The organism is Acinetobacter sp. 18QD2AZ41W, assembly GCF_009829025.1.
GTDB lineage: Bacteria > Pseudomonadota > Gammaproteobacteria > Pseudomonadales > Moraxellaceae > Acinetobacter > Acinetobacter pseudolwoffii.
In genome coordinates, this window is sequence record NZ_WURP01000004.1 from 185,357 (window position 1) to 211,635 (window position 26,279).

Annotated in this window: 23 protein-coding genes, 5 tRNA genes and 1 riboswitch; of the genes, 11 read left to right on the plus strand and 17 right to left on the minus strand. The window is 46.0% G+C overall.

Annotated features, from left to right (window positions below; all coding sequences use genetic code 11):
* Position 1 precedes the first annotated feature (1 nt).
* Complete coding sequence (locus GVV58_RS08405; RefSeq protein ID WP_005094378.1) at positions 2-406, plus strand: Na+/H+ antiporter subunit G; 405 nt, start codon at positions 2-4, stop codon at positions 404-406.
* A gap of 105 nt (positions 407-511) precedes the next feature.
* Here the strand turns inward: GVV58_RS08405 and GVV58_RS08410 are convergent, their stop codons facing one another.
* The 11 genes from GVV58_RS08410 to tpiA form a co-directional block, all read right to left on the minus strand.
* A complete protein-coding gene (locus GVV58_RS08410; RefSeq protein WP_005094380.1) occupies positions 512-916 on the minus strand; it encodes a ribosome-binding factor A in 405 nt (134 codons plus the stop codon).
* A complete protein-coding gene (gene infB, locus GVV58_RS08415; RefSeq protein ID WP_005094383.1) occupies positions 916-3,627 on the minus strand; it encodes a translation initiation factor IF-2 in 2,712 nt (903 codons plus the stop codon). The genes GVV58_RS08410 and infB overlap by 1 nt, the downstream gene beginning before the upstream one ends.
* Before the next feature lie 10 nt (positions 3,628-3,637).
* A complete protein-coding gene (gene nusA / locus GVV58_RS08420) occupies positions 3,638-5,122 on the minus strand; it encodes a transcription termination factor NusA (protein ID WP_005094384.1) in 1,485 nt (494 codons plus the stop codon).
* A 34-nt stretch (positions 5,123-5,156) separates the two neighbouring features.
* A complete protein-coding gene (rimP, locus tag GVV58_RS08425) occupies positions 5,157-5,681 on the minus strand; it encodes a ribosome maturation factor RimP (RefSeq protein ID WP_005094386.1) in 525 nt (174 codons plus the stop codon).
* 222 nt (positions 5,682-5,903) lie between these two features.
* A tRNA-Met gene (locus tag GVV58_RS08430) sits at positions 5,904-5,980 on the minus strand.
* A gap of 88 nt (positions 5,981-6,068) precedes the next feature.
* Positions 6,069-6,145, minus strand: a tRNA-Met gene (locus GVV58_RS08435).
* 68 nt (positions 6,146-6,213) lie between these two features.
* Positions 6,214-6,290, minus strand: a tRNA-Met gene (locus tag GVV58_RS08440).
* Positions 6,291-6,364: 74 nt separating this feature from the next.
* Positions 6,365-6,441: transfer RNA gene (locus GVV58_RS08445), tRNA-Met, on the minus strand.
* A gap of 54 nt (positions 6,442-6,495) precedes the next feature.
* Positions 6,496-6,580 (minus strand) — tRNA-Leu (locus GVV58_RS08450).
* A 53-nt stretch (positions 6,581-6,633) separates the two neighbouring features.
* Complete coding sequence (gene secG / locus GVV58_RS08455; protein ID WP_005094388.1) at positions 6,634-6,963, minus strand: preprotein translocase subunit SecG; 330 nt, start codon at positions 6,961-6,963, stop codon at positions 6,634-6,636.
* A gap of 13 nt (positions 6,964-6,976) precedes the next feature.
* Positions 6,977-7,768, minus strand: coding sequence for a triose-phosphate isomerase (tpiA, locus tag GVV58_RS08460; RefSeq protein WP_159516333.1), 792 nt, complete (start codon positions 7,766-7,768; stop codon positions 6,977-6,979).
* 277 nt (positions 7,769-8,045) lie between these two features.
* On the opposite strand from tpiA, the gene pilB reads away from it, so the two are divergent.
* From pilB to coaE, 4 genes are read left to right on the plus strand one after another with little or no spacing between them, the layout of a single operon-like run.
* Positions 8,046-9,758: a type IV-A pilus assembly ATPase PilB gene (pilB, locus tag GVV58_RS08465; RefSeq protein ID WP_005094394.1), complete on the plus strand. Its 1,713-nt coding sequence runs from the start codon at positions 8,046-8,048 to the stop codon at positions 9,756-9,758.
* A gap of 31 nt (positions 9,759-9,789) precedes the next feature.
* A complete protein-coding gene (locus GVV58_RS08470) occupies positions 9,790-11,019 on the plus strand; it encodes a type II secretion system F family protein (protein WP_100329414.1) in 1,230 nt (409 codons plus the stop codon).
* A complete protein-coding gene (locus GVV58_RS15740) occupies positions 11,019-11,879 on the plus strand; it encodes an A24 family peptidase (protein ID WP_074383650.1) in 861 nt (286 codons plus the stop codon). The genes GVV58_RS08470 and GVV58_RS15740 overlap by 1 nt, the downstream gene beginning before the upstream one ends.
* Position 11,880: 1 nt before the next feature.
* The gene (coaE, locus tag GVV58_RS08480; protein ID WP_074383651.1) at positions 11,881-12,480 is read left to right on the plus strand and encodes a dephospho-CoA kinase; all 600 of its coding nucleotides are present in this window, start codon (positions 11,881-11,883) and stop codon (positions 12,478-12,480) included.
* 21 nt (positions 12,481-12,501) lie between these two features.
* Here the strand turns inward: coaE and GVV58_RS08485 are convergent, their stop codons facing one another.
* The 3 genes from GVV58_RS08485 to GVV58_RS08495 all read right to left on the minus strand — a co-directional run bounded on the left by GVV58_RS08485 (position 12,502) and on the right by GVV58_RS08495 (position 14,641).
* Positions 12,502-13,428, minus strand: coding sequence for a DMT family transporter (locus tag GVV58_RS08485; protein WP_035337472.1), 927 nt, complete (start codon positions 13,426-13,428; stop codon positions 12,502-12,504).
* Positions 13,429-13,431: 3 nt separating this feature from the next.
* The gene (rlmB, locus tag GVV58_RS08490; RefSeq protein WP_005168959.1) at positions 13,432-14,181 is read right to left on the minus strand and encodes a 23S rRNA (guanosine(2251)-2'-O)-methyltransferase RlmB; all 750 of its coding nucleotides are present in this window, start codon (positions 14,179-14,181) and stop codon (positions 13,432-13,434) included.
* Between the two features lie 136 nt (positions 14,182-14,317).
* Entirely contained in the window at positions 14,318-14,641 is a 324-nt protein-coding gene (locus tag GVV58_RS08495; RefSeq protein ID WP_004281089.1) for a pyrimidine/purine nucleoside phosphorylase, read from the minus strand.
* A 414-nt stretch (positions 14,642-15,055) separates the two neighbouring features.
* Between GVV58_RS08495 and recN the strand changes: the two genes are divergently transcribed.
* The 3 genes from recN (at position 15,056) to ruvX (ending at position 17,821) form a co-directional block, all read left to right on the plus strand.
* On the plus strand, positions 15,056-16,717 hold the full coding sequence (gene recN, locus GVV58_RS08500) for a DNA repair protein RecN (RefSeq protein ID WP_159516334.1): 1,662 nt from the start codon (positions 15,056-15,058) through the stop codon (positions 16,715-16,717).
* A 113-nt stretch (positions 16,718-16,830) separates the two neighbouring features.
* On the plus strand, positions 16,831-17,385 hold the full coding sequence (locus tag GVV58_RS08505; RefSeq protein WP_159516335.1) for a YqgE/AlgH family protein: 555 nt from the start codon (positions 16,831-16,833) through the stop codon (positions 17,383-17,385).
* Positions 17,378-17,821: a Holliday junction resolvase RuvX gene (gene ruvX / locus GVV58_RS08510; RefSeq protein ID WP_005094407.1), complete on the plus strand. Its 444-nt coding sequence runs from the start codon at positions 17,378-17,380 to the stop codon at positions 17,819-17,821. The genes GVV58_RS08505 and ruvX overlap by 8 nt, the downstream gene beginning before the upstream one ends.
* A gap of 63 nt (positions 17,822-17,884) precedes the next feature.
* Here ruvX and GVV58_RS08515 read toward each other — a convergent pair whose 3' ends face one another.
* On the minus strand, positions 17,885-18,505 hold the full coding sequence (locus GVV58_RS08515) for an alpha-ketoglutarate-dependent dioxygenase AlkB (protein WP_159516336.1): 621 nt from the start codon (positions 18,503-18,505) through the stop codon (positions 17,885-17,887).
* Positions 18,506-18,655: 150 nt separating this feature from the next.
* Between GVV58_RS08515 and GVV58_RS08520 the strand changes: the two genes are divergently transcribed.
* Positions 18,656-20,458, plus strand: a complete 1,803-nt coding sequence (locus tag GVV58_RS08520; protein WP_159516337.1) for an ABC transporter ATP-binding protein — start codon at positions 18,656-18,658, stop codon at positions 20,456-20,458.
* 64 nt (positions 20,459-20,522) lie between these two features.
* Here GVV58_RS08520 and phoU read toward each other — a convergent pair whose 3' ends face one another.
* Both phoU and GVV58_RS08530 read right to left on the minus strand, forming a co-directional pair.
* Positions 20,523-21,242, minus strand: a complete 720-nt coding sequence (phoU, locus tag GVV58_RS08525) for a phosphate signaling complex protein PhoU (RefSeq protein WP_005094412.1) — start codon at positions 21,240-21,242, stop codon at positions 20,523-20,525.
* A gap of 92 nt (positions 21,243-21,334) precedes the next feature.
* Positions 21,335-22,696, minus strand: a complete 1,362-nt coding sequence (locus GVV58_RS08530) for a TolC family outer membrane protein (RefSeq protein WP_159516338.1) — start codon at positions 22,694-22,696, stop codon at positions 21,335-21,337.
* Positions 22,697-22,985: 289 nt separating this feature from the next.
* Between GVV58_RS08530 and GVV58_RS08535 the strand changes: the two genes are divergently transcribed.
* Positions 22,986-24,017 (plus strand): hypothetical protein, encoded by a 1,032-nt coding sequence (locus GVV58_RS08535; RefSeq protein ID WP_005094417.1) that lies wholly within the window; start codon positions 22,986-22,988, stop codon positions 24,015-24,017.
* A gap of 105 nt (positions 24,018-24,122) precedes the next feature.
* A riboswitch (TPP riboswitch) is annotated at positions 24,123-24,255 on the plus strand.
* 88 nt (positions 24,256-24,343) lie between these two features.
* Positions 24,344-26,239, plus strand: coding sequence for a phosphomethylpyrimidine synthase ThiC (thiC, locus tag GVV58_RS08540; protein WP_100329422.1), 1,896 nt, complete (start codon positions 24,344-24,346; stop codon positions 26,237-26,239).
* Positions 26,240-26,279 lie beyond the last annotated feature (40 nt).

Consider the following 26,279-nt stretch of genomic DNA (forward strand, 5'->3'; position numbering starts at 1 on the left):
AATGCCGTTAATTTTAGAAATACTAGTTTCGATTTTTTTATTGATTGGTGCTTTCTTCATGCTGGTCGGTGGGATCGGGATGGTGCGCCTGCCCGATCTGTTTATGCGGCTGCATGCACCAACCAAATCCAGTACCTTGGGCTTGGGCAGTTTTCTGATTGCCGCGATTATTTTTTCTGCCATGTACGGCCGTTTCGGTTTTGCTGAAGTGCTGATTACCCTATTTGCCTTTATCACTGCGCCAGTATCGGCCAATCTGATGGCGCAGGCAGCATTGCATTTACGTTTACGCTCACTAAGTGGTGAGGTTCCAGAAACACTGGAGCGTCCCCTGCCTTGGCAACGTTCACGTCGCCGTGCTTTTTATGAGAAAAAAATGAATCATAAAAATGATGATCTCACTTGATTTGGACTATTTTTAGATAGGTCGATTCACTTCTAATGTTTAAAGTTTCAATAAAGCCAGCAATAAAAAAGCCACCCGAAGGTGGCTTTTTTATTGTCCTAAGACTTATTCATCATCTTTTTTTGCTTCAGCTTCAGGTAAATCCTTCACAGCTTCAGCAATTAGACCAAACATATAGTTACCATAGGCATTGGTCTTGTCGTAATGGAAACGTAGACGAGGTGTAATACGGGTTTTGATACGACGGCTCAGTTCGTGACGCAGGAAACCAGAGGCTTTGTTTAACACCTCTAAAGTTTCTTTATTCGCCGCTTCACTTTGTTCATCGCCCAGCTCACGTCCCATAACAGTGACATAAACTTCCGCATATCCCAAGTCCGGGCTCACCTTCACGGCAGAGATGGTCACCAGACCACCTAAGCGTGGATCTTTCAGCTCCTGACGGATCAGTTCTGACAACTCGCGTTGTACTGTATCCGCCATACGCTTCAGACGTTGACTACCCGCCATTAAAGACTCCGTTTAATCAGTTGAACATCGTACACTTCGATCTTATCCAGTGCTTTGATGTCTTTATAACCTTTCACCGCAAGACCACATTCCATACCGGCACGAACTTCTTCAACCACTTCTTTATAGCGACGAAGAGATTCAAGCTCGCCCTGGAATACCACCACGTCATCACGGAGTACGCGAATCGGTTTGTTACGATGCAATACGCCTTCAAGAACCATACAGCCCGCAGCCGCACCGAATTTACTTGAGTGGAATACTTCACGTACTTGTGCAACACCCAGAATCGTTTCACGATGTTCAGGTGCCAGCTTACCGCTCATTGCTGCTTTCACATCATCAATCAATTGATAGATAATTGAGTAGTAACGAATGTCGATGCTGTCTGCATCGGCTTTTTGACGCGCAGTGTTGTCCGCACGAACGTTAAAGCCAAGTAGAACTGCTTCTGAAGATTCAGCCAGTGTTACGTCAGACTCGGTGATTGCACCAACGCCCGAACCAATAATACGTACTTTCACTTCATCCGTTGCAAGTTCAGCAAGTGCAACATGCAAGGCTTCCAGTGTACCGCGTACGTCAGTTTTCAGCACCACGTTCACGATAGGCACATCTTTCTTGCCCATAGACGCCATGATGTTTTCAAGACGCATTGCAGATTGACGCTCAAGACGTTTTTGACGTTCACGATCCATACGTGCATCGGCAACTTCACGTGCTTTTTTCTCATCGCTAACAACAAGAACTTCGTCACCTGCCATTGGCGCTTCTGGAAGACCCAAAATTTCCACTGGAATTGAAGGACCTGCAGATTTGATACGCTGACCATTTTCATCGGTCATTGCACGAACGCGACCATAAGATGAACCAGCAAGAACCAGGTCACCCACTTTCAAGGTACCGTTTTGAACCAGAATAGACGTTACCGCACCACGGCTGTTGTCTACACGTGCTTCAATCACCACACCTTGTGCAGCACCTTCTTCCGATGCTTTCAATTCAAGCAATTCAGCCTGGATCGAAATCAGGTCTAGAAGTTCATCGATACCTTGACCAGAATGCGCCGAAACCATGGCAACCGGTACATCACCGCCCCATTGTTCAGGTACGATCTGTTTGGTGGTCAATTCGTTCAATACGCGATCTGGATCAGCAGATTCTTTATCCATCTTGTTGATTGCAACAATGATTGGTGTACCTGCAGCACGTGCATGGTCGATTGCTTCTGCAGTTTGTGGCATAACACCATCATCTGCTGCAACAACCAGTACAACGATATCCGTTGCTTTGGCACCACGTGAACGCATTGCAGTAAACGCTGCGTGTCCCGGAGTATCAAGGAAGGTAATAATACCTTTGTCGGTTGTAACGTGGTAAGCACCAATATGCTGGGTAATACCGCCTGCTTCGCCTTGCGCCACTTTGGCACGGCGGATACGGTCAAGAAGCGATGTTTTACCATGGTCAACATGGCCCATGATGGTAACCACTGGTGCGCGCGTTGTTTGTGCACCACGTGCTTCTTCAGCCGCTTCAAGCAGGTTATCTTCAGCTTGCGTATCAGAAACCAATACCGGGTTATGACCCATTTCTTCTACGATTAATGCTGCAATTTCCTGATCAATGGCTTGGTTCTGAGTAACCAGCTCACCCATTTTCATGAGAGATTTAATAACTTCACGAACCTTGATCGCCATTTTCGCAGCCAAATCAGCCACAACAATGGTTTCACCAATTTCAACATCGTAAACCTGTTTCTTCACAGGTTTTTCGAAGCCGTGCTTGTTGCCCTGGCTGGTTTTCAAACCGCGTTTAGGCTGTTTGCTGAAGCTCTGCTCTTCCTGACCACGACGTCCACCTTTTTTCGGTGCACGTGCAGCTGGGGTATTGGTACCACGTTTAATCTCGCGGTCTTCTTTGGCAAATGAGTCTTCATATGCCTGACCCACCAGACCGGCAGCAAGCGGAGAATCGTCTACGACACGAATCGTTGCTGTTGTATCTTCAGCGGTGTACTTAGACGCCATCTGACGCATTTGTTCAAGCGTACGTTGCTGCGCTTCTTCAGCCGCTTTACGACGTGCTGCTTCTTCAGTCGCTTTTAATTGCGCTGCCTGAGCTTCACGTGCTTTTTTCTGTTCAGCCGTTTCAGTTTGTTTAACAACCTGTTTTACAATCGGCTTGTTGGTCGATTTGCGTTTTACCACGACTGCCGCTTTAGAAACTTCTTGCTTGTCGCTGGTTTGTTTTGCAGCAGCACGCATCGCTTCTAGAGCTTTACTCGCGTTATTTACGCCAGTTTTCGGAGCTTCAGCAGAAGAAGCAGCTTGTGCTGTATTCTGCTCAGGCGCAGCTTTGGCCTGTTGTTCAGCCTTGGCTTTCGCCAATGCTTCTGCTTTGATCTGTTCTGGATCAGGCTTAACAAATGTATGCTTCTTGCGAACTTCTACATTAATCGTTTTCGCCTTACCTGAAGTACTCGCAACTTTTGCAGTACTGGTTGTTTTACGTTTCAACGTGATTTGCCCTGCTTGGCTTTCTGAACCTTGTGATTTCTTCACATGGCTCATCAAGCTATCTTGTTGTTCGGTGGTAATAATATCGTCAGCTTTACGCTGTGGTAAACCTGCCTCACGAACCTGCTCTAGGAGCTTCTCAACTGGACGACCCACGCTGAGGGCTAACTCTTTAATCGACTTGTCCGTCATATACTACCTCCTAGTTAAACCATGATTCGCGCGCTTTCATAATGAGTTGACCGGCTTTCTCAGCACCCAAACCTTCAATATCTTCGATATCGTCGGTCGCCTGATCTGCCAAATCGTCAACTGTTACCACACCACGAGCTGCTAGAGCTTGCGCGATCTCTGCTGTCATGCCTTCCATTGCAACAAGTTCTTCACTTGGCGCTTGTATATTCTCTTGCTGTTGTAATGCATCAGCAAGTGCAATTTCTTTCGCACGGCTTTGCAATAATTCAACCAGTTCAGCATCAAGTTCGATTTCATCAAACGTTTCTGCAGGGACATAAGCAATTTCTTCAAGCGAGGTGAAGCCCATTTCTACCAGTGCCATCGCCAAATCTTCCGCGATATCCAGACGTGTTACAAACATGTCCAGATACTGTTGCGCTTCGTTTTGTTGACGGGCGTAGTATTCCTCTTCCAGCATCATGTCCAGCTTGTAGCCAGTCAATTCTGATGCCAGACGAACGTTCTGACCTTGTGAACCAATCGCACGAGCCAATTGATCACTCGTTGCAAAGATGATGTCTGCAGTACGGGCATCTTCATCGATGACAATACTCGATACATCTGCTGGTTCCAGTGCGCTGGCGATGTACTGGGCAGGGTCGTCAGACCATACCACGACATCGATACGCTCACCGTTCAATTCTTGTTGAACAGCCTGGATACGTGTACCACGCATACCAATACATGCACCAACCGGATCAATACGGTGATCATTTGTTTTTACTGCAATTTTAGCACGCACGCCTGGTTGACGAGCTGCTGCTTTAATTTCAATAATTTCTTCAGAAATCTCAGGGATCTCTTTCTTCATCAATGCGATCAGCATATCCGGCTTGGCACGTGACAACTGGAGTTGCGCACCACGACCTTCACGGTTCACATTGAACAGAATCGCATTCATACGTTGCTTCGGACGAAGAATTTCTTTCGGAATCATTTCTTCACGTGCAAGGTATGCTTCAGCATTATCACCCAAGTCAATGATAAAACCATCTTTGGTTTGTTTCTTCACTTCACCATAGATCAGCTCGCCGACTTTAGATTCGTAAGCATCGGCCACAAGTGCGCGTTCTGCTTCACGGATCTTCTGTACAATCACTTGCTTGGCAATTTGTGCTGCAATACGACCGAAATCAATCGATTCTACTTCGAGTTCACGAATATCACCAATTGACCATTGTGCAGGATCAAGATCAGAAATCGCATCCTGACACGCTGGCATTTCATGATCTTCGTCAGCGACTACTTCCCACTGACGAAAAGTACGGTAGTCACCTGTTTTGCGATCAATTTCCACACGTAAACGTGCTTCTTCAGAGCGAGTTCCTTCGTAGAATTTTTTCTTGGTCGCCGCAACTAAAGCTTGCTCAAGCGCTTCGAAAATTGCTTCACGAGGTACACCCTTTTCGTTACTAACCGTTTCAACGACGGTCAGAATTTCACGTGCCATACGTCACCTATTCGTTAAATTTTTATTTATTCAATTAATCTTGGAAGACCAAATTTGCTTTATCGATATTGTGACTGTCGATCTCCAATACCTGTTGCTTTTCTACTTCAACTTGAATCATTTCATTGTCTAAGTCGACTGCAACCAGTTTGGCCTGGAATTTACGACGGTTATCTACTGCACTAATCAGACGTAATGCTACGCTATGACCAATATAGCCTGACATCTGTTCGAGCTGGAAGAATGGACGATCCCAGCCTGGAGAAGACACTTCAAGTGAATATTCACCCGAGATCGGATCATGAACATCCAGCATGGCGCCGACTTGCTGCGTTACACGCACACAATCCTGAACACCAATACCACGCCCCTGTTCCTCTTCACCGTCTTCATTAACGGCCGGTTCAGCGCTTGCATCGACCGGTTTGTCGATGTAGATACGTAATAACGAACGTTTACCCTGTGGCAGGAACTCAATCCCCCAAAGGTTTACATTACAGGCTTCAACTGCCGGTGCAATCAAGTCCTGAAGTGCTTGAGTTTTATTTGATAGCTTCATTTACTCTCGTCATCTGGTGCGATTTTATGATCTATTTGACCACTACAAACCAATACAAACTATAGTAGTAGTGAAACATGGAGACGTGACCAAATAATGTCGACACTACACGATAGCCAATAAAAAAGGGCGTAAATCGCCCCAATTAAGCACAATAGCGATTTTCTTCAAATCCCACTGTGCAAAAAGGCCCACCTTGTTGTGAGCCTCTTTTTAGAAACTTGGTAGCGGGAGCTGGATTTGAACCAACGACCTTCGGGTTATGAGCCCGACGAGCTACCAGACTGCTCCATCCCGCATCAACGTGCAAAAATTATATACAAAAGATGAGAGCTTTTCAATCAAAACTGCATCATTCTGCATATTTGTCATCTGTCACTGAAAAAATGGTAGCGGGAGCTGGATTTGAACCAACGACCTTCGGGTTATGAGCCCGACGAGCTACCAGACTGCTCCATCCCGCATCAGCGTACAAATAACATTCAGCTTAAAAAAACTTAAACTGCTTTTAAAGTTTGCATCTTTAAAAGATTGGTAGCGGGAGCTGGATTTGAACCAACGACCTTCGGGTTATGAGCCCGACGAGCTACCAGACTGCTCCATCCCGCAACAACATGCAAATTATATTCAGCTTAAAAAAACTTAAACTGCTTTAAAAGTTTGCGTCTTTAAAAAGGATTGATTGGTAGCGGGAGCTGGATTTGAACCAACGACCTTCGGGTTATGAGCCCGACGAGCTACCAGACTGCTCCATCCCGCATCAACAGAAGTTTTTTCAGCTGCATACACCAACTTAAATTTCTGGATTATAAGTTGGTGCGGAAGGGGGGACTTGAACCCCCACGCCCGAAAGCACTACCACCTCAAGGTAGCGTGTCTACCAATTCCACCACCACCGCAGCTGTGACGCATTCTAGTCGCATCACTGAAAAAAAGAAAGGACTAATTAAAACTATTCGGTCGTTTCTGGTGCAGTTGGTGAAGTTTCATTCGATTGCACAGGCATGGTCGGCGCAGATTGAACCGTTCCCAAACTATAGGCATTTGTGCTGTCTTTCTTGGCCAAAACAGCCAGAGTCAAACTGGTCACAAAAAATAGCGCCGTTAAAATAGCAGTCAAACGGGTCATAAAATTGCCGGAACCCGATGCCCCGAATACTGTCGCCGCACCACCGCCACCGAAAGAGGCACCAGCATCTGCACCTTTACCATGCTGAACCAAAATCAAGACAATCATCAAAACAGCTAAGATAATATGTACTACCAGCACAAAAGTTTGCATGCTGAACTCCTAATTATTGTGTATTTGCAAATGCGTGAGCAATTTTATGGAACGACTCAGCATTGAGTGATGCACCACCGACCAGTGCTCCATTGATATCCGGGCAGGCTGCTAACTCTACTGCATTTTCCGGCTTGACACTACCACCATATAAAATCGCCATGGTTGCACCATAGCCGGTGATCTGGCTCAAACCTTGACGGATTTGTGCATGCATGGCTTGCGCATCTTCAGGAGAGGCGGTTTTACCGGTACCAATTGCCCAGATCGGTTCATAAGCAATCACGATATTTTTCCATTGCTCAGCGTCCACTACCGCTGCAATATCACAAATCTGTTGCAATACGACCGCTTCCGCCTGCCCTGCTTCACGTTGTTCCAGGCTTTCACCCACACAGTAAATCACCGTTAAACCGGCAGTTAATGCATACTTGATTTTGGCATTCAGAACTTCTGCGTTTTCTGCGAAAACTTCACGACGCTCGGAATGACCAATCAGTACATAATGAATCTGGCTGTCTTGCAATAATTCAGCGCTCACTTCACCGGTATAAGCCCCCGTTCCTGAAATACGTGAAACATCTTGTGCTACAGTGTAAACAGGACGAGTCGCAGATGACAGTTCCGCCTGAATCTGGGTCAGGGCAAGAGCAATCGGGGCTACACCGACATGACATTTATCTGCGGCGATTGGTGCAGTTTCCAGTAAATTTTTAATACCGTGCACCAGTGTTAATGCATCTGCCTGCAGCGGATTCATTTTCCAGTTACCTATTACCCAAGGGGTAATCGTCGAAACTGACATAATTAACCTATTTTATTTACATATTTCGAATTGGGCACATTCTACACGGAATTGGAAAATTTAAAGAATAGTTTTCTTATCACTTATTCTAGGTTTAGACTATTCAAAATGGTTGTTTTTTGTTATCACTTAAAAAAATGGGAACTTCTTCTAACCAGTTCAAAGTTTTACTGGATATGAGGAAGGTAGCAGCACTCTTAGCTATGGTATTTTTACGTAACAAACGTATAATTTTAATATAGCAATTAAAAAAATTTGATTTATAGGCATTTATAGCATGACAGCATTACAGGGGTCGCCAAGATTTACCGGATTTATTCGTCGTTTGGTCGAGGAAGGCGTCATCTCGGCTGAAGATATGCGCAGTGCTTTGGCACATGCCAAGCAAGAAAAAATAGATATTGTGGCGGAGCTGATTAACCAGCAACAGCTCTCCCCAACCGTTATTGCTGAAACGATTTCAGTCGAATTTGGTGAGCCGCTGTTTGATATCAGTGCCTATGATCCTGCGCAAATTTTGCGGGATATCATTGATGAGAAGCTGATTACCAAGCATCGCATCCTGCCAATTTTTAAAAATTCCAGTATTTTATATATTGCCATCAGTAATCCGACCAATATTGAAGCGATTGATGCCGTTCGCTTTTCAACCAAGCTCAATATTGAAACCATTATTGTTGAACACAATAAACTGGAAAAACTGATCGAGCAGAATTTTACCGAAGAAAGCACTTTTGAGTTTGATGAAGACTTTGATCTGGATGTAGATTTCGATTCATCTGATCCGAGTAAAGAAGAAGATGAAAAAGACAAAGGTGAAGAAGAAGCACCGATTGTCAAATATATCAATAAATTATTAATCGATGCGATTCGTATGGGTGCTTCGGATCTGCATTTTGAACCTTATGAAAAAATCTACCGGGTTCGTTATCGGGTCGATGGGGTATTACGCCAAATTGCAACACCGCCGCTGCAGTTGGCAACCCGCCTGTCTTCACGTTTAAAAGTCATGTCGCAAATGGACATTTCTGAAAAACGTGTTCCTCAGGATGGCCGTATCAAGCTGAAACTCTCAAAGAACAAAGCCATTGATTTCCGTGTCAACTCATTACCGACCCTGTTTGGCGAAAAACTGGTACTGCGTATTCTAGATCCATCTAGCGCGATGCTGGGGATCGATGCACTCGGTTATGAACCGGAACAAAAAGAACTGTTTATGCAGGCGCTGGATAAACCGCAAGGCATGCTGCTGATTACCGGGCCAACGGGTTCTGGTAAAACGGTTTCACTTTATACCGGTTTGAACATCCTGAATCGTGAAGATACCAATATTTCCACCGCGGAAGATCCGGTCGAGATCAACCTGCAAGGAATTAACCAGGTCAACGTCAACAATAAAGTCGGCCTGACCTTCTCTGCTGCCTTGAAGTCATTCTTACGCCAAGATCCAGATATCGTGATGGTCGGTGAGATCCGGGATCTGGAAACTGCAGAAATTGCCATTAAAGCGGCACAGACCGGTCATATGGTGATGTCAACGCTGCATACCAACAGTGCGCCTGAGACCCTGACCCGTTTGCGCAATATGGGCGTGCCGTCTTTTAATATTGCCACTTCAGTGAATCTGGTTATTGCACAACGACTGGCACGTCGCCTGTGTTCACAATGTAAAAAACCTGCCGACATTCCACAGCAGAGTTTATTGGAAATGGGTTTTACCGAAGCAGATCTCCAGCAACCAGAGTTCCAGATCTATGAGCCGGTGGGTTGCAATGAGTGTCGCGAAGGCTATAAGGGTCGTGTAGGTGTTTATGAGGTCATGAAAGTGACGCCTGAAATTTCTAGAATTATTATGGAAGATGGCAATGCACTTGAAATTGCCGATGCTTCTGCCCGTGCAGGTTTTAACAATTTACGCCGATCAGGTTTAATCAAGGTGATGCAGGGGGTGACTTCCTTACAGGAAGTCAATCGTGTCACCAGCGAATGATCGTGCGCTGATCTAAAATAAGGATAAAGGTATGGCAGCAGTAAAGAAAGGCCAGATGATGCCGATCTTCAGCTATGAAGGAATTGATCGTAAAGGGGCAAAGATCAAGGGGGAATTGCCGGCGCGCAACATGGCACTGGCCAAAGTGACGCTCAGAAAACAGGGCATCAGCATCAAGACCATTCGGGAAAAGAAAAAAAACATTCTCGAAGGCTTAATGAAAAAACGTGTCAGCACACTGGATATTACGATTTTTACCCGACAGCTCGCGACCATGATGAAAGCCGGCGTACCTTTAGTACAAGGCTTTGAAATTGTTGCAGAGGGTCTGGAGAATCCAGCCATGCGTGAAGTCGTTCTGGGGATTAAAGGTGAGGTGGAAGGTGGTAATACCTTTGCCGGTGCACTGCGTAAATACCCGCAATACTTCGATAAACTATTTTGTTCACTGGTCGAATCGGGTGAACAATCCGGTGCGCTAGAAACCATGCTGGATCGGGTTGCGATCTACAAGGAAAAAAGTGAACTGCTCAAGCAAAAAATTAAAAAAGCCATGAAGTACCCGGCTGCGGTGGTCGTGGTCGCGCTGATTGTCACGATTATTCTAATGGTAAAAGTGGTCCCGGTTTTCCAGGATTTATTCTCTTCATTTGGTGCTGACTTACCGGCTTTTACCAAAATGGTGGTCAATATGTCGGAATGGATGCAAAAATATTGGTTCCTGCTCATTATTGCCATTGGGGCCATCATTACGGCTTTTCTGGAAGCAAAAAAACGCAGTAAAAAATTCCGCGATTTTCTGGATAAAGCAGCACTTAAAGCACCGATTTTCGGTGATCTGGTGTATAAAGCGATTATTGCCCGTTATAGCCGTACCTTGGCCACCACTTTTGCAGCCGGTGTACCCTTGATTGATGCACTGGAATCCACTGCTGGCGCAACCAATAACGTGGTGTATGAAGATGCCGTCATGAAAATCCGCGAAGATGTTGCCACTGGTCAGCAATTACAGTTTGCCATGCGGGTGACCAACAAGTTTCCATCTATGGCCGTGCAAATGGTCGCCATTGGTGAGGAATCCGGTGCGTTAGATGCCATGCTGGATAAAGTTGCTACCCATTATGAAAATGAAGTCGACAATGCCGTAGACGGTCTCACTTCCATGATGGAGCCCTTGATCATGGCTGTTCTCGGTGTACTTGTCGGTGGTCTGGTGATTGCCATGTACCTTCCAATCTTCCAAATGGGTTCTGTGGTTTAATGCAAGATCTTATTCAATATTTCATTCAAAACCCAACAGCGCTGTATAGCGCAGTTGGGCTTTTTAGTCTCTGCATTGGTAGTTTCTTAAATGTGGTGATTTATCGCACTCCCAAGATGATGGAGCAGGAATGGCGTACCGATTGCCAAATGTTCCTGCATCCGGAACAGCCAATTATTGATGAGACCAAATTAAGTTTAAGCAAACCCGATTCGACTTGCCCCAAATGTCATCAGCCAATCCGCTGGTACCAGAATATTCCCGTCATCAGCTGGCTGGTCTTGCGCGGCAAGTGCGGCAACTGTCAAAATCCCATCAGTATCCGCTATCCATTTATTGAGCTTCTGACCGCGGCCTGTGCGCTGATGGTGGTGGCTGTTTTTGGTCCGACTGTCCAGATGTTATTTGGCCTGATTCTGACTTATGTCTTAATTGCACTGACCTTTATTGATTTTGACACCCAGTTATTGCCGGACCGTTATACCCTACCCCTGGCCGCGCTGGGTCTGGGCGTCAATAGTTATGCCCTCTATACCTCACCGAGTTCTGCCATCTGGGGCTATATCATTGGCTTCCTGTGTTTGTGGGTGGTGTATTATGTCTTTAAAATTGTCACTGGCAAGGAAGGTATGGGCTATGGCGATTTTAAATTGCTTGCCGCCTTGGGTGCCTGGATGGGGCCTTTGCTATTACCATTAATTGTGCTCCTTTCTTCTTTAGTGGGTGCGATTATCGGGATTATCCTGCTGAAAGTCCGTAAGGAAAATCAGCCTTTTGCCTTTGGTCCCTATATCGCGATTGCCGGCTGGATTGCTTTTCTGTGGGGCGAGCAGATTATGAAAGTGTATTTAGGTCAATAAAGTGAAATTTATACTCGGATTAACCGGCGGGATTGGCAGTGGCAAGTCTGCGGCCAGTCAATGGTTTGAAGCACAAGGCATTGTCGTTGTGGATGCCGATGTGGTGGCGCGTGAAGTGGTCGAGATTGGCCAGCCTGCACTCGCCCAGATTCAGCAGGCTTTTGGGGATTGGGTACTGCTTGAAGATGGTTCACTGAATCGCCGTGCCTTGCGCGAATATATTTTCCAGTCTCCTGAAGCACGTAAAACCCTGGAAAATATTACTCATCCAGCAATTCGCACTTCGATTATTCAGCAGTTAGATGCTGCGCAAAGTTCCTATGCCATTCTGGTTTCACCGCTCCTGTTTGAGACCAATCAACATGAGCTCACTCAGCATCGCTTACTGATTGATGCCACAATCGAATTGCAAATTGAACGTGCCTCACAACGTGATGGTCAAAATATTGAGCAAATCCGAAACATTATTGCCGCACAAATGTCACGTGAACAGAAACAGGCCATGGCTGATGATATTGTGCTGAATGATGGTCATCTGGATCATCTTTATGCCCATCTCCGCCCATTGCATGAAAAATATTTAAACATGGCAGCTGCCTGAGGTATAAAAAAAGCAGTCCGATTAAGACTGCTTTTTCTGTGCTGCAAGTTGTGCTTCTAAACTATCTTTACGGCCAATCCAGCGCCAAGGCTGTAAGGCCCCAATTGCCATCCCCACCAAGCCACAGATCATCGCCAGGCTCAGCGCTTCATTTAATAAAGGCACCGCCAGAATCGCAGCAATAAATGGTGCAAGATTGGTAATGCTACCGGCTTTAAATGCACCGAGACGCTTGATTGCTTCGACATAGCTTAAAGTGGCAATAATTACCACAAAAACCCCATGAAAGATGGTTTGAAACAATAAGTGCTGGGGTTCTGGCACACTCAAATTTTTGGGTAAAAACAGCAGATAAACAGGTACGTAAACCACTGCTGACCAGATCGCGACACCGCTCATTGCCTGCCATGCAGTTAACTGATATTTCCGCAATAACACGGTAAAAATTGCCCAGAGTATTGCACTGATAAAAAATAGCCCATCCCCTGCCCCGAATGCCACTCCGGTTTCCTGATACATCAACAGACTCATGATACAGAGCACCGCAATCATAATAATCAGGCTGGCCCAGGTATGCTTATCAAAAGCCTGCCCCATCAGGAAAAAAGCCATGATGGCAGTACAAATCGGAATACAGCCATTCAAGAAAATCGCGGCATGGGCGGTAGGCGCATAATGAAAGGCGCTATAGGCAAACAGACAGTAAATTACTCCGCCAATCATGGCCAGAATAAAGGGTTCTTTTTTCAGTAAAAAAGCCGCCTCCTTGCGATAGAGCAAGATCGGCATCAGAATCAGAAAAGCCAGAGAAAACCGCAGAGCCACGATATCCCAGGCACTGATGTTCCAAAGCGCATTCAGACGGGCGGTTAAAGTAAAACCGCCCCAGATACACATAGTCGTCAGTAGAAAGACATAGCCCTGTGTACGATCTGACAATGCCATCATCAATTACAGGTTACGCTGACGGCAAGCTTCATACAGTGCCATACCGGTCGCAACACTGACATTCAGGCTTTGTAGATTACCCGCCATCGGGATATACACCGTCTGATCGCATTGGCTTTGTGTAATTGGACGTAGACCGGTATCTTCCGCACCCATCACCACACAGACGCCAGTACCGGTGAAATCAAACTCCTGAATCGGCAGCGCTTTTTCATCCAGCATGGTACCGACGACTCGCACATTAAAGTCTTCTTTGATTTGCCCCAAGGTACGCGCCAGATTGGTCACCTGAATAAATTTGACTTTGTCAGCACCACCGGCAGCCACTTTACGTGCAGTCGGAGTCAAGCTTGCAGAACGATCACGTGGTGCAATCACCGCCTCAACACCCATCGCAGCGGCGGTACGCACACATGCTCCGAGGTTGTGTGGATCGGTAATATGATCAAGGGCCAATAACAAGGCTTGCGGATTTGCGCTCAATAATGTCTCAAGATCTTTTTCATTCAAGACCGGATGGGCACGAACGGCTGCTACAACACCCTGATGAAAGGGTTGACCGGCCAATTTTTCCAGTTTGTCACGGCTGGCTTGCTGCACACTGATGCCAAACGGTTCAGCCAGTTCCAGTACACGTTTTAAACGCTGATCATCGCGTCCTTTGAGAGTGAATAATGTCAAGACACGTTCAGGCTCAAGCTCTAACAATGACTCCACTGAATGTACGCCATAAAAATATTCAGGTTTTGCCATGAACGACCTCTAAATTAAATTTATATATAAAAGAAAAATCCCGTAAAGCTGACTTCACAGGATTTCTATAGAATGATTAGTTTAACCGATTCGCACTGAAATTTCTTGCCCGGTTTGCACTGATCTTGCGCTGTACTTAACCTTCAAAATGGCAGACATAGTCCAGCACATCATCGGTTTCGATTTTAAAACGGCTATTACCCGGCACATAGAAGGACTGGCCTGCACGGAACAGCTCACTTTCTTCGCTATCTCCGATCTGAACACGACATTCACCTGAAACAATTTCCATGCGCTCAGGCACATGCGTTTCAAAGGTTAAGGCATTTTCTGATGGTAAAATGACCCCCAAAGTCTTTTTGGTGCCATCTTCAAATTGAACAATATGGCTGATACATAAACCGCCGAAATATACATTTGATTTTTTAAGTACAGATACATGATCAAACTGAGCTGACATGCGATTTCTCCAGATAAAGCATTTTGTAATATTTTGATTGCTGTAGTTTAAATGTGCACTCTCAACTAATCAATCGAAGTTTGTCGGCAGCGGTGAAATATTCTATCTCGCCTGAATGCCTGTTGCGAAAGGGGTATTCTGGCCGCTTGTTTACTGGCTTGATGGTATATTCAGCCCGCCAGATTTGGTTTCTAGCTTAAACTTTGACAATGTCAAAACTATGAAAACAAGCAGTGAATTTGCCGGCTTTTGAGTCAGCTTCTTTCGAAAATACAGTGAAATAAGCATATATGAATCGCTAAAATTTAAGATAGAATGAAATTGATTCATCCTGATTTATAATCACAGCCGTGTTGTGACCCCAATCCAACATCAGGCTATTTCACTCAAACTTTTCGCAGCCCGGATGCGTTTATGCTGACACATTTAACTCTGATCAATTTTGCTTTAGCTGAGCACCTTGCTATTGATATTGATAAAGGTTTTAACGTTTTAACCGGTGAAACCGGTGCAGGTAAATCCCTCTTGTTAGATGCCTTGTCTGCCTGTCTGGGTGAGCGAACCGATACCAATTATGTGCGTTATGGTTCCGAAAAAGCCGATGTGACTGCAAGCTTTAGCTATCAGGAACATAGTCCTGAAGCCGCGTGGTTAAAAGAACATGAGCTGGATGATGAATCAGGTGAAATCCATTTACGCCGGGTAATTTTTGCCACCGGTCGCAGCAAAGCCTGGATCAATGGACGACCGAGCAGCCTGTCCGAACTAAAAGAAATTGGACGTTTACTGGTACAACTCTATAGCCAGCACAGTCAGCAACAATTACTGGAACCGCCTTATCCGAAGCATTGGCTGGATCGCTATTATCACTTTTATGCGCCGGCGCAAGCGGTACGGGATGCCTACAGTACCTGGCAGAAAAATATCCGCCAGCATCAGGCAGCACTGGATGCACAAGCCACCCGTAAACAGCGTATCGAAACCCTTGAGCTGCAACTGGAAGAACTGGAAGACGTCGTTCAGACTGACTATCAGGAGATTGAGCAGGAATTTGACCGGCTTTCCCATCATGAAGCGATCATGCAGGATTGTGTCTATAGCCTGAATGTACTCGATGAGGCTGAACAGAACATGACCCAGGAACTCGCATCAATTATGCGTCGGGTCGAATCGCATGCCGGTCGTAGTGAGCAGCTTTCCGGAATTTATAATTCCTTATTAAATGCACAAAGCGAACTTGAAGATGCTGCGGCGAATTTACGTCAGTTTATGGATCGTCAGAGTTTTGACCCGGAACGCATGGAAGAACTGAATTCAACTTTAGAGGTTTTCCACCGTCTGGCTCGTAAATATCGTACTCAACCGGAATTGCTCAAGGCAGAATATGAAACCTGGCAAACCGAATTAGAACAGCTGCATCAACTGGAAGACCCGGAAACACTGGCTGAACAGGTTGCAGTCTCTTATCAGGATTTTCTGGAGAAAGCCCAACATCTGGATCAGATTCGCCGTGAAGCCGCAGCACCTCTGGCCAAGCAGCTCACAGAACAGGTTAAACAACTGGCACTACCAGAAGCCCATTTCGAGTTTAAGTTTGAAGTTTTGGAACAGCCATCGAGTGAAGGCCTCAGCTTTATTCAACTCCTATTTACTGCCAATAAAGGCATTCCGGCACAACCCTTAGCTCGCGTGGCATCAGGTGGTGAGCTGTCGCGTATTGCACTGGTGATGCAGGTCATGAATGCAGAAAAAACCGAAGCCGAAGTACTGGTCTTTGACGAAATTGATGTCGGGATCAGTGGCGGTACAGCAGAGATTGTCGGGCGTTTATTGGCAGGTTTGGCCCAACATGTGCAGATTCTGTGTATTACCCATCAGGCACAAGTGGCCGCACAATCCGATCAGCATTTACTCGTGAAAAAGCAGCAAACCGACCCGGCCAGCAGCACCATTCTGAGTTTGCAAGAAGATGCACGTATTGATGAACTCGCGCGCATGACCGGTGGTGTTGAGATCAGTGAAACGACTTTACAACATGCCCGTCAGTTACGTCAGTTGAAATTTCAGCAGGTTTAAATATCACAATCCAGACAAATAAAAGTTGGTAAATCCATAAAGCTCGAGTAACGTAGCGGTTAGGATCATACGATTTCTTTGCGAAGAAATTGATTTTAAGGAGAACTGCTCAGGTGACCAAACAGTTTCTGACACATCGTTGTCTGATTGCGCCGCCACATGCGGATGATGATTTTTTTGCCCAGACGGTGATCTATCTGGCTCGCCATGATGAAGATGGTGCACAAGGCATCATCATCAATCGCCCTGCCGGTATTCAAATTAAAGAATTGCTGAATGATCTTGATATTGAAGCAGACAATGTCAATCCACATGAAGTCTTGCAAGGTGGCCCTTTACGCCCTGAGGCCGGCTTTGTGCTGCATACCGGTCAGCCGACCTGGCATTCCTCTATTGCGGTGGGTGAAAATGTCTGTATCACCACCTCCAAAGATATTCTGGATGCAATTGCGCATAATGAAGGTGTGGGTCGCTATCAGATCGCACTCGGCTATGCCAGTTGGGGCAAACACCAGCTAGAAGAGGAAATTGCCCGCGGTGACTGGCTGATTTGTGATTCTGATATGGATCTGATTTTTAACTTACCTTATAACGACCGTTGGGATGCTGCCTATAAAAAGATGGGCGTCGACCGCAACTGGTTATCTTCCGAGATTGGACATGCCTGATGTAAACACGCCACAAACCATTATGGCGTTTGATTTTGGTACACAAAAAATGGGAATGTCTGTTGGACAATCCCTGATTGCAAGTGCCAGTCCCCTACCTTTATTTCCCATGAAAGACGGTATTCCGAACTGGGATGAACTGCTCAAAATAGTAAAAAGCCATCAACCGAATCTATTTCTGGTCGGTTTGCCACTGAATATGGATGATAGTGAATCGGAGCTTTCGACACGGGCACGTAAATTTGCGCGCCGTTTACGGCACCAGACCAATATTGCAACCTTGATGGTCGATGAGCGTCTGACCACCCGTGAAGCACGCGATGAACTGGATCATTATCAGGCGCAAGGTCGCGGCAAAAAGTTGTCTGCGGACAGTATCGCCGCAGCCTTATTGATTGAAAGCTGGTATCGCCATCCTGCCGGAATCACCCCTTAAACTGCTGGTGAAATTTTAAAAAAAGCATCCTTTGGGATGCTTTTTTATGCCTAAAAACATGATTTAAGGATAAAAATAACGAAAGGTCAGATTAATTCTGGGTGTCAAAACTTTGCTACTTTTACCAATGCTGTGTTTCCAGTACTGCTGGGTCTGGCCGCGCATTACAATCAGTTGGCCACTGTGTAACAGTAACTCGACTTTATCCCCGTGAGTTTTATGTTTAAAACTCATTTTACGGATCGCGCCCAGACTCAGAGAAGCAATGACATTTTCCCGAGAACTTCCTGTATATAAGGCAGGCTCATCATCGCTATGCCAGCCCAAGCCTTGTGAACCATCTTCATATAAATTGGCCAGACAGGAATTAAAGGGATGACCCACCAGCTGTTCAATATGCTGCTTTAAACGCAATAATCCCGGGGTCCACAACTGAGCTTGCTTGAGCGTCCCCGAATAGCGATATTGATAGTGCGCATCGCCATACCAGACCACCTTGCGTGCTGTGACATAGTGCTTGCCGAACAACCGTACTTCATCATGTTGCCAGGCCAACTGGCTCAGAAAATACTGCAAATACTGCTGGCTTTGTGCCTGCTCCAGAATCAGACCATAGTCCTCCACCACCCCATCAAAGGGTAAGATATTCGTTTCAGGTTGGGGCACAAATAAATCTAAAGTCATCTCAATTAGACCGAGTATCTTACTGAAAATACTGACATTGACTTTGAAAAAGTACAACCGAATTTCACAAATGACTACAAGATTTGCTCTTGTGACTTGTCCTGTTCCTGCCTAAACTGAATTTAACTTTCACAATAAAAATAATCCTTTATGAACTTATGGCAGCTGTTTCAGAAACTTCGTCCTTTTGTTCAGCCCTATCGGGTGCTGGTCATTGCCACGCTGATTTTGACCCTGATCGGTTCCTTTACCGCACAGGTCAATGCGCTAACCCTGCAATATGCAGTCGATAGTATCAATGCGCTGCTGGAACAAGGTCAGGGACTGGAGCAAGGCTGGCATATTCTGATTACGATTTCAGCGATCTTGCTCGGTAAAGAGATTATCAATGCCTTTGTCCAGTTCGGCCAGAAGTTTTATGGAGAAAAGCTACGGATTTTTGTTTCTCAGGATCTGGCCCAAGGAATTATTGAAAAATTCTTAAAATATCGTCTGGAATTTTTTAATCAGGAAAATAATCAGGCCGGAAAATTACAGACCCGAATTGATCGTGGTATCGGCTCACTGACCCGTCTGGTACAGATCTTCTTTATTGATATTTTACCGTTATTTACCAGCGCGATTGTGGCTTTGGGCCTGATGTACTATGCCAATATATATGTCGGTCTGGTGGCCACCTCCATTGTCCCGATCTATTTCTGGCTGACCTATAAACAGGCACAAAAGCTCGGTGGTTGGCGCCGCAGTTTAAGAGATGGCCGCGAGAAAAAGAGTCAGGGTATTCTCAGTATTATTAATTCAATTACCGTGATCAAATCCTTTAACCGGGAAGCGATTGAGTCGGAAAAGCAGTTAGGATTGCAACGCGAACTGACCGACAACCAGATGAAAACCCGTCAGACCAGTTTCCTGTTTGATGGTCTGAAAACGTTCCTTGAACAGATCGGCATTGTGCTGATTATTATTCTGACCTCTTATTTTGTGCTGGATGGCCAGATGAGTATCGGCATGATCATGTTTCATGTGCTGCTGTTTAATAATGTCTCCGCCCCGATTCGCTCACTGCACCGGATTTATGATGAAGTGAATGATGCCATGATCTATTCAGAAAGCTTCTTTAAGATTCTGGAAGCGGATCAGGAAATTGAACAAAGTGGTCAACAAAAACCGCAAGTGACTGGTAAATTTGAACTGACTGGGGTGAATTTTTATTATCCGAATGGCCATCATGCCCTGAAAGATATTGAGATGGAAATTCGTCCGAATAAGATCACGGCTTTGGTCGGCTTATCCGGTGCGGGGAAATCTACCCTGATCAGCCTGCTGGATAAATTTTATGAGCCGCAACAAGGCCAGATTAAACTGGATGGCATTGACCTGAAAGACTATGACACCCAATTTTTGCGTGATCATATTGGTCTGGTGTTGCAGAAAAATCATATTTTTCAAGGCACCATTTTTGAGAATATCCGTTATGGCAAAACTACAGCTTCAATGGACGATGTCATTGAGGCGGCAGAAAAAGCCTCGATTCATGCGCAGATTTTACAGTTACCGGATGGCTATGATAGTGATGCCCTCATGCTGTCTGGCGGACAGCAGCAACGCATTGCCTTGGCGCGGATGTTCCTGAAAAATCCACCGATTATTTTTCTGGATGAACCGACGGCGAGTCTGGATGCCATCGCCACCGAACAGATCAAGCAAAGTCTGGATCAAATCAAGCAAGGCCGTACCGTGATCATCATTTCACATAGCCTGTCGCAAATTATTGACGCGGATTATACCTATGTGATGAAAGAGGGAAGGATTGCCGAACATGGTGAGCACGCTCAGCTTTATCATCAGCAAGGCGTGTATAAGGAAATTTTTGATGCCATGGCCAAGAGCCTGAATATTGAAAAAATCGCCAAGACTTTTGAGGATGATGCCGAGGAAGAAACCCATGGTTAGGGCTTCTTCCAAGCCAATAAAAAAACCTCCGAGCGGGAGGTCTTTTATTGAGAGATAATTGTTTTTAACGCTGAACTTTTTGCTCAATTTCTTCGACGCTGGTATGACGTACGTCAAAACCTTTGACCATATAGATCACCTGTTCAGAAATATTCCGGGCATGGTCGCCAATTCTTTCGAGTGAACGAAGCACCCATAGCACATTGATAACACGACTAATATGTCGCGGATCTTCAATCATATAGGTCATGAGAGTACGCGTTGCTGACTGGTATTCACGGTCGATATCCGCATCTGCCAACATCACTTTCAAGGCCTGATCTACATCCAGACGTGCAAAAGCATCCAGTGCATCATGAATCATCACCCGAACCTGGTTGCCAATATGCCGGGTTTCCATATAACCGCGCGGCGAGCTACCCTCTTCGCTCAGGCTTTGTGCAATCCGGCCTATTTTAGACGCTTCATCACCAATACGCTCAAGATCGGTATTGGCCTTGGACATGGCAAGTACCATCCGTAAATCAATCGCAGCAGGATGACGGCGTGCCAGAATCAGGGTCAGTGCTTCATCAATGTCTCTTTCCATCTGATTGACAACATTGTCCTGAAACTGCACATCAATCGCCATGGCGACATCGGTATCCAGTAAGGCATGAATGGCGTTGGCCACCTGCTGTTCCACCAGTCCGCCCATGGTCATGAATTTGGTATTGACGTCCTGCAACTCTTCATTAAATTGCGAAGAAATGTGATGACTTAACACAGGATTATTTGGACACAAGGAAGTCTACTCCTGAAACGGCATATAGCGATGATCAATAATAAAGCACATTAAAGCATATTTATGATGAAAGTTTGATGACAATCGTAGCGTCATCTGGGCTGAGGTGAATCATATTCGATCAGCCAGGCATTCAGCTCTGCCAGCTCCTTTTCGGTCAGCTGCCCGACTGAAGCCTGTAACTGGAGTACATGCAGCAGATAATCATATTTGGCATTCAGATAATCCGTTTTGGCAGAAAAAGCATTGCGCTGGGCCAGCAACACATCGACCATGGTCTTTAAGCCCTCCTGATATTGGGCTCTGGAGGCTTGTGAAACCATTTCCGAAGATTCCATCGCCGCTTTACGCGCATTCAGTTTGGCCTGATCGGTTTCTACCTGCATGAAGGACTGCTTCACATCGGTATTGGCTTTGCGGATCGCAGCGTCTAATTGGGCTGCACTTTTTTGTACATTGACCCCAGCCTGACGAATACTTTTCTGGGTACGGCCACCACTAAATAGGTTCCAGTTGACTTCCACCCCAATCTGGTCGAAATCACCATTGCTGGACATAATCGTTTCTGGTGTCTGTTTCAGATAGCCATAGGTGCCGACCGCTTCAACCTGCGGATAGAGGGCGGCCTGCTCAACCCGTTTGGCATCTTCAGAATAGCGCTTTTGCAGACGCGCTTGCAGAATATTCAGATTTTGGCTTTGTGCTAATTCGGTCCAGGACTGCATATCACTTGGAACCGGTTTCTGGAACTGGAAATCGTTGCGTAATACCGCCAGATTTTCCTGATAAGGGCCGATTAACTGTGCCAGCTGTTCTTGGGCCAGTACCAGCTGAACTTGAGTCGAAATCCGGTTGGCTTGGGCACTTTGATACTGGGCATTGGCTTCACTGACCTCACTACGCGCCACCAAACCTTCTTTCAGCTTAGCATTCATCATGCGTAACTGTTCAGACAGCGCCTGCTCTTCCTGTAAATAAGCCGTAGTCAAAGACTGCTGCCGCAACACATTAAAATAGGCTTCGGCCACCTGTAAAATATGCTGCTGTTTTTGCAGACGCAGATTGACTTCACTGAGTTCGACCGAGGTCTTGACCTGCTTATAACCTTGCCAGGCATCCCAGCGAAATAAAGGTTGGCGTGCGGTTAAGGCCACCTGACGGCTGGTTGTACTGGAACTTTGCAACTCACCAAATTCAGCAGGCAAACCTTCAGACTCTGAGTTGTTGACGGACTGGTTTTTACGGGTCACATTTCCAGATAAAGTCACGGTCGGCAGCAAATTTCCGCTGGCAATCCCCAGATTGAGCTGATCAGATTGGTACTGCAACACATTCGCCTGCCAATTTGGATCATTTTGCTGGGCGCGTGCATACGCTTCTTGTAAATCCAGGGCAAAAATCGCCGGACTAATTAATAGCAATAAACCGGCCATGACACTGAGTTTTAATTTCATTTTATAGTGTTAACCCCTAACAGCCATTCAGATCAAAAAATTCTGGCGCTTTAAGCTAAGCCATACTAAAGAGATTTTTTGCATTTTTGCGTATGATTTTTATTAACTTTTTAATATAACTCTCGGGTTTTATCCACGATTAATTCAATTTTCAAGATCTATACCCGCAATGTAACAAAGCAATTCACAATACTAAACATAGTATTTTTATTTGATCTATACAATATATCTCCCAGCAAGGCCGTTATTTTCTGAATTCACCTATACAGAGTCCTGAAACATAGTGTTAATGCCATTCCCGTCGATATTCAAAGCCTGTCTAATTTCCGGCAGCCTGCTGTTTCTGGCAGGCTGTCAGCAGCCGTCAGAACCACAGATCGAGGTTGAACAGACTGAGACCAATCAGAAGCAAAGTCCAGTCAATGACTTTAGCCTGATGTGCAAGAATATTGAAAAAAATATGTCCCAGATTAATGACCAGCGCACCACTTTTGCGCTGGAACAGGTTAATCAGGATCTTAAAGTGTGTCTGCCCCTGATGGAATTGGCGGAGCAGAAGCATCTGATGCTGCGTTCTACTGAAATGTATCAGCGCTTTTTAGCCGTCGACCGTACTGAGTTCCAGCAACGCGCCTTTGAACAGTATGCGCTGGAAATGGCCCAGCATCCGACCATTCAGCAAGCCCATTTTCAGCAGCTCACCTCACGTGACCAGTACCTGTTAAAACACAAAGGTCAGGCTTATGTCGAACTGCTGGATCTTGGCGATGGCAACTTACATTATCGTCGTAGTCCGGAATATCTGGCCCGCATTTTTGCGCCTTATTTACCCGACGCTGAAAAAGTTTTTATTGAACATCTGGCTGAACAGAATATGCAGCCGGTACTGGTGGAAAAACGTCTGCAAATTGAGGCGGCTGACATTGCAGCTCGCAGTCTGCTTTGGGAAGATTATCTCAAGACTTATCCTGAGAGCAGTTATAAGCGGGATGCCGAATACCTGCTGAAACAATATACCTATTTTTTGTTTAGAGGCACCGAAGCATCTCCCGTTTCTGAGGACTATCGTGACCGTTATGCAGTCGATACCAGTCATCTGGAAACCATTATTGGTCTATCCAGCGGTCAGAAATCAACGCTTTCGACCCAGGCTCGCCAATTTCTGGAGTTTCTGGACATGAATCCGCAACAGCGCCAGCAAGCCTTGCCTGCCGACTATCGCAACCGCTCGGACGCTGAACAGATTCTGTATTATGCCAAGATCAGCCCACCCTCACAAAAATATGATAAAGACTGTTTTATGGATGCATTCTGTATCTAGCTAGAAATATTTGGCTTGAGTCCAGCTTCCCCTGCCTGAAGAGATCATCGCTAAAGTTGAGAGATTTAGACCTGTTTATTCGGCATAAACTGAGCTAAGCTTTAGCCTCGCTTGACGGAGCGCGAGTAATCCCTCGCTGAGATCATGTGATTCCTTTTATCTTTATCAGGAATTGAGCATGGGTACCGTTGAACCTGATCAGGTTAATACCTGCGTAGGAATCAAGCCAGCTAAAAACCCAGCCCCTGCTTTATCTGCTCAGGATAAATCTGCCCGCGTTTTTGGTCGTGCTTGATTCGTTGATGTCATTCATAAGGATCATAGCCATGAACCAGTTAACGAATCTTTCTTCTGAAACTTCTCTCTCCGCTCATGAACAGGAAGCACGTGATTTAACGCGCATTCTACCCGCTTCACGTAAAGTCTATCTGCCAGGCTCGCGTCCTGATATTCAGGTACCGATGCGGGAAATTTCCCTCAGTGAAACCCCGACCGGCTTGGGCGGTGAATATAATCCGCCCTTGATGGTTTATGACACGTCTGGTGTCTATACCGACCCCAATGTGACGATTGACCTGAATAAAGGCCTGCCCAATATCCGTGACAGCTGGATTGAACAGCGTAACGATACGGAAATGCTGGACGATTTAAGCTCTGAATTTGGCCGACAACGTTTACGTGATATCCGTACTGCGGCCATCCGTTTCGCGCATATTCAAAAACCGCGCAAAGCCAAACGCGGCCAGAACATCACCCAGATGCACTATGCCAAACAAGGCATGATTACGCCAGAAATGGAATATATCGCCATTCGTGAAAACCTGCGTCAACTGGAGGGTGTCGATATGCGCCAGCATCCGGGACAAAATTTCGGCGCTAAAAACCTGACTGAAATCACCCCGGAGTTTGTACGGCAGGAAGTCGCTGCCGGCCGCGCGATTATTCCGGCCAATATCAATCATCCGGAACTGGAACCGATGATCATCGGACGCAATTTTCTGGTGAAAATCAATGCCAATATTGGTAACTCGGCTTTGGGTTCTTCGATTGAAGAAGAAGTCTCAAAAATGACTTGGGCCACACGTTGGGGCGCAGATACGATTATGGATCTCTCAACCGGGCAGAACATCCATGAAACCCGGGAATGGATTATCCGCAATTCTCCCGTGCCAATTGGCACCGTACCGATCTATCAGGCCTTGGAAAAAGTCAACGGCGTAGCCGAAGACCTGACTTGGGAAATCTTTAAAGATACCCTGATTGAACAGGCGGAACAGGGCGTGGATTATTTCACTATTCATGCCGGTGTGCTTTTAAGATATGTACCGCTCACGGCGAATCGCTTAACCGGCATTGTCTCGCGTGGCGGTTCGATCATGGCACAGTGGTGTCTGGCGCATCATCAGGAAAACTTCCTGTATACCCATTTCGATGAAATCTGCGAGATCATGAAAGCCTACGATGTGTCTTTCAGTCTTGGCGATGGTCTGCGTCCCGGCTGTGTACAGGATGCCAATGACGAAGCGCAGTTTGCCGAACTTCGAACCTTGGGCGAGCTGACCCACCGCGCCTGGGAGCATGATGTTCAGGTGATGATTGAAGGCCCGGGCCATGTCCCGATGCATATGATCAAGGAAAATATGGACCTGCAACTGGAAGTCTGTAAGGAAGCGCCATTTTATACCTTGGGGCCTTTAACCACGGATATTGCACCGGGTTATGACCACATTACTTCAGCGATTGGTGCCGCAATGATTGGCTGGTATGGCACTGCCATGCTGTGCTATGTCACCCCGAAAGAGCATCTGGGTTTGCCAAATAAGAAAGATGTCAAAGACGGCATTATTACCTACAAGATTGCAGCACATGCAGCCGATCTGGCCAAAGGGCATCCGGGGGCACAGGCCCGGGACAATGCGCTGTCCAAGGCACGTTTTGAATTCCGCTGGGAAGACCAGTTTAATTTGAGTCTGGATCCGGATACAGCCCGTAGCATGCATGATGAAACCATGCCCAAAGCAGCACATAAATCTGCACATTTCTGTTCCATGTGTGGACCGAAGTTCTGTTCAATGAAGATTAGCCAGAATGTTCGAGACTATGCCAATCAGCAGGCCAAGCCTGATCAGCCGGCAAGCTCTCAGGCCGAAATTGAAGCAGGTATGGATCAGATGAAAGCCAGCTTCCATAAGTCTGGCCAAAATCTGTACCACAAACTATAAAACTTTAAAAAAAACAGTTGTCTTCAAAAAAAACTCAGAT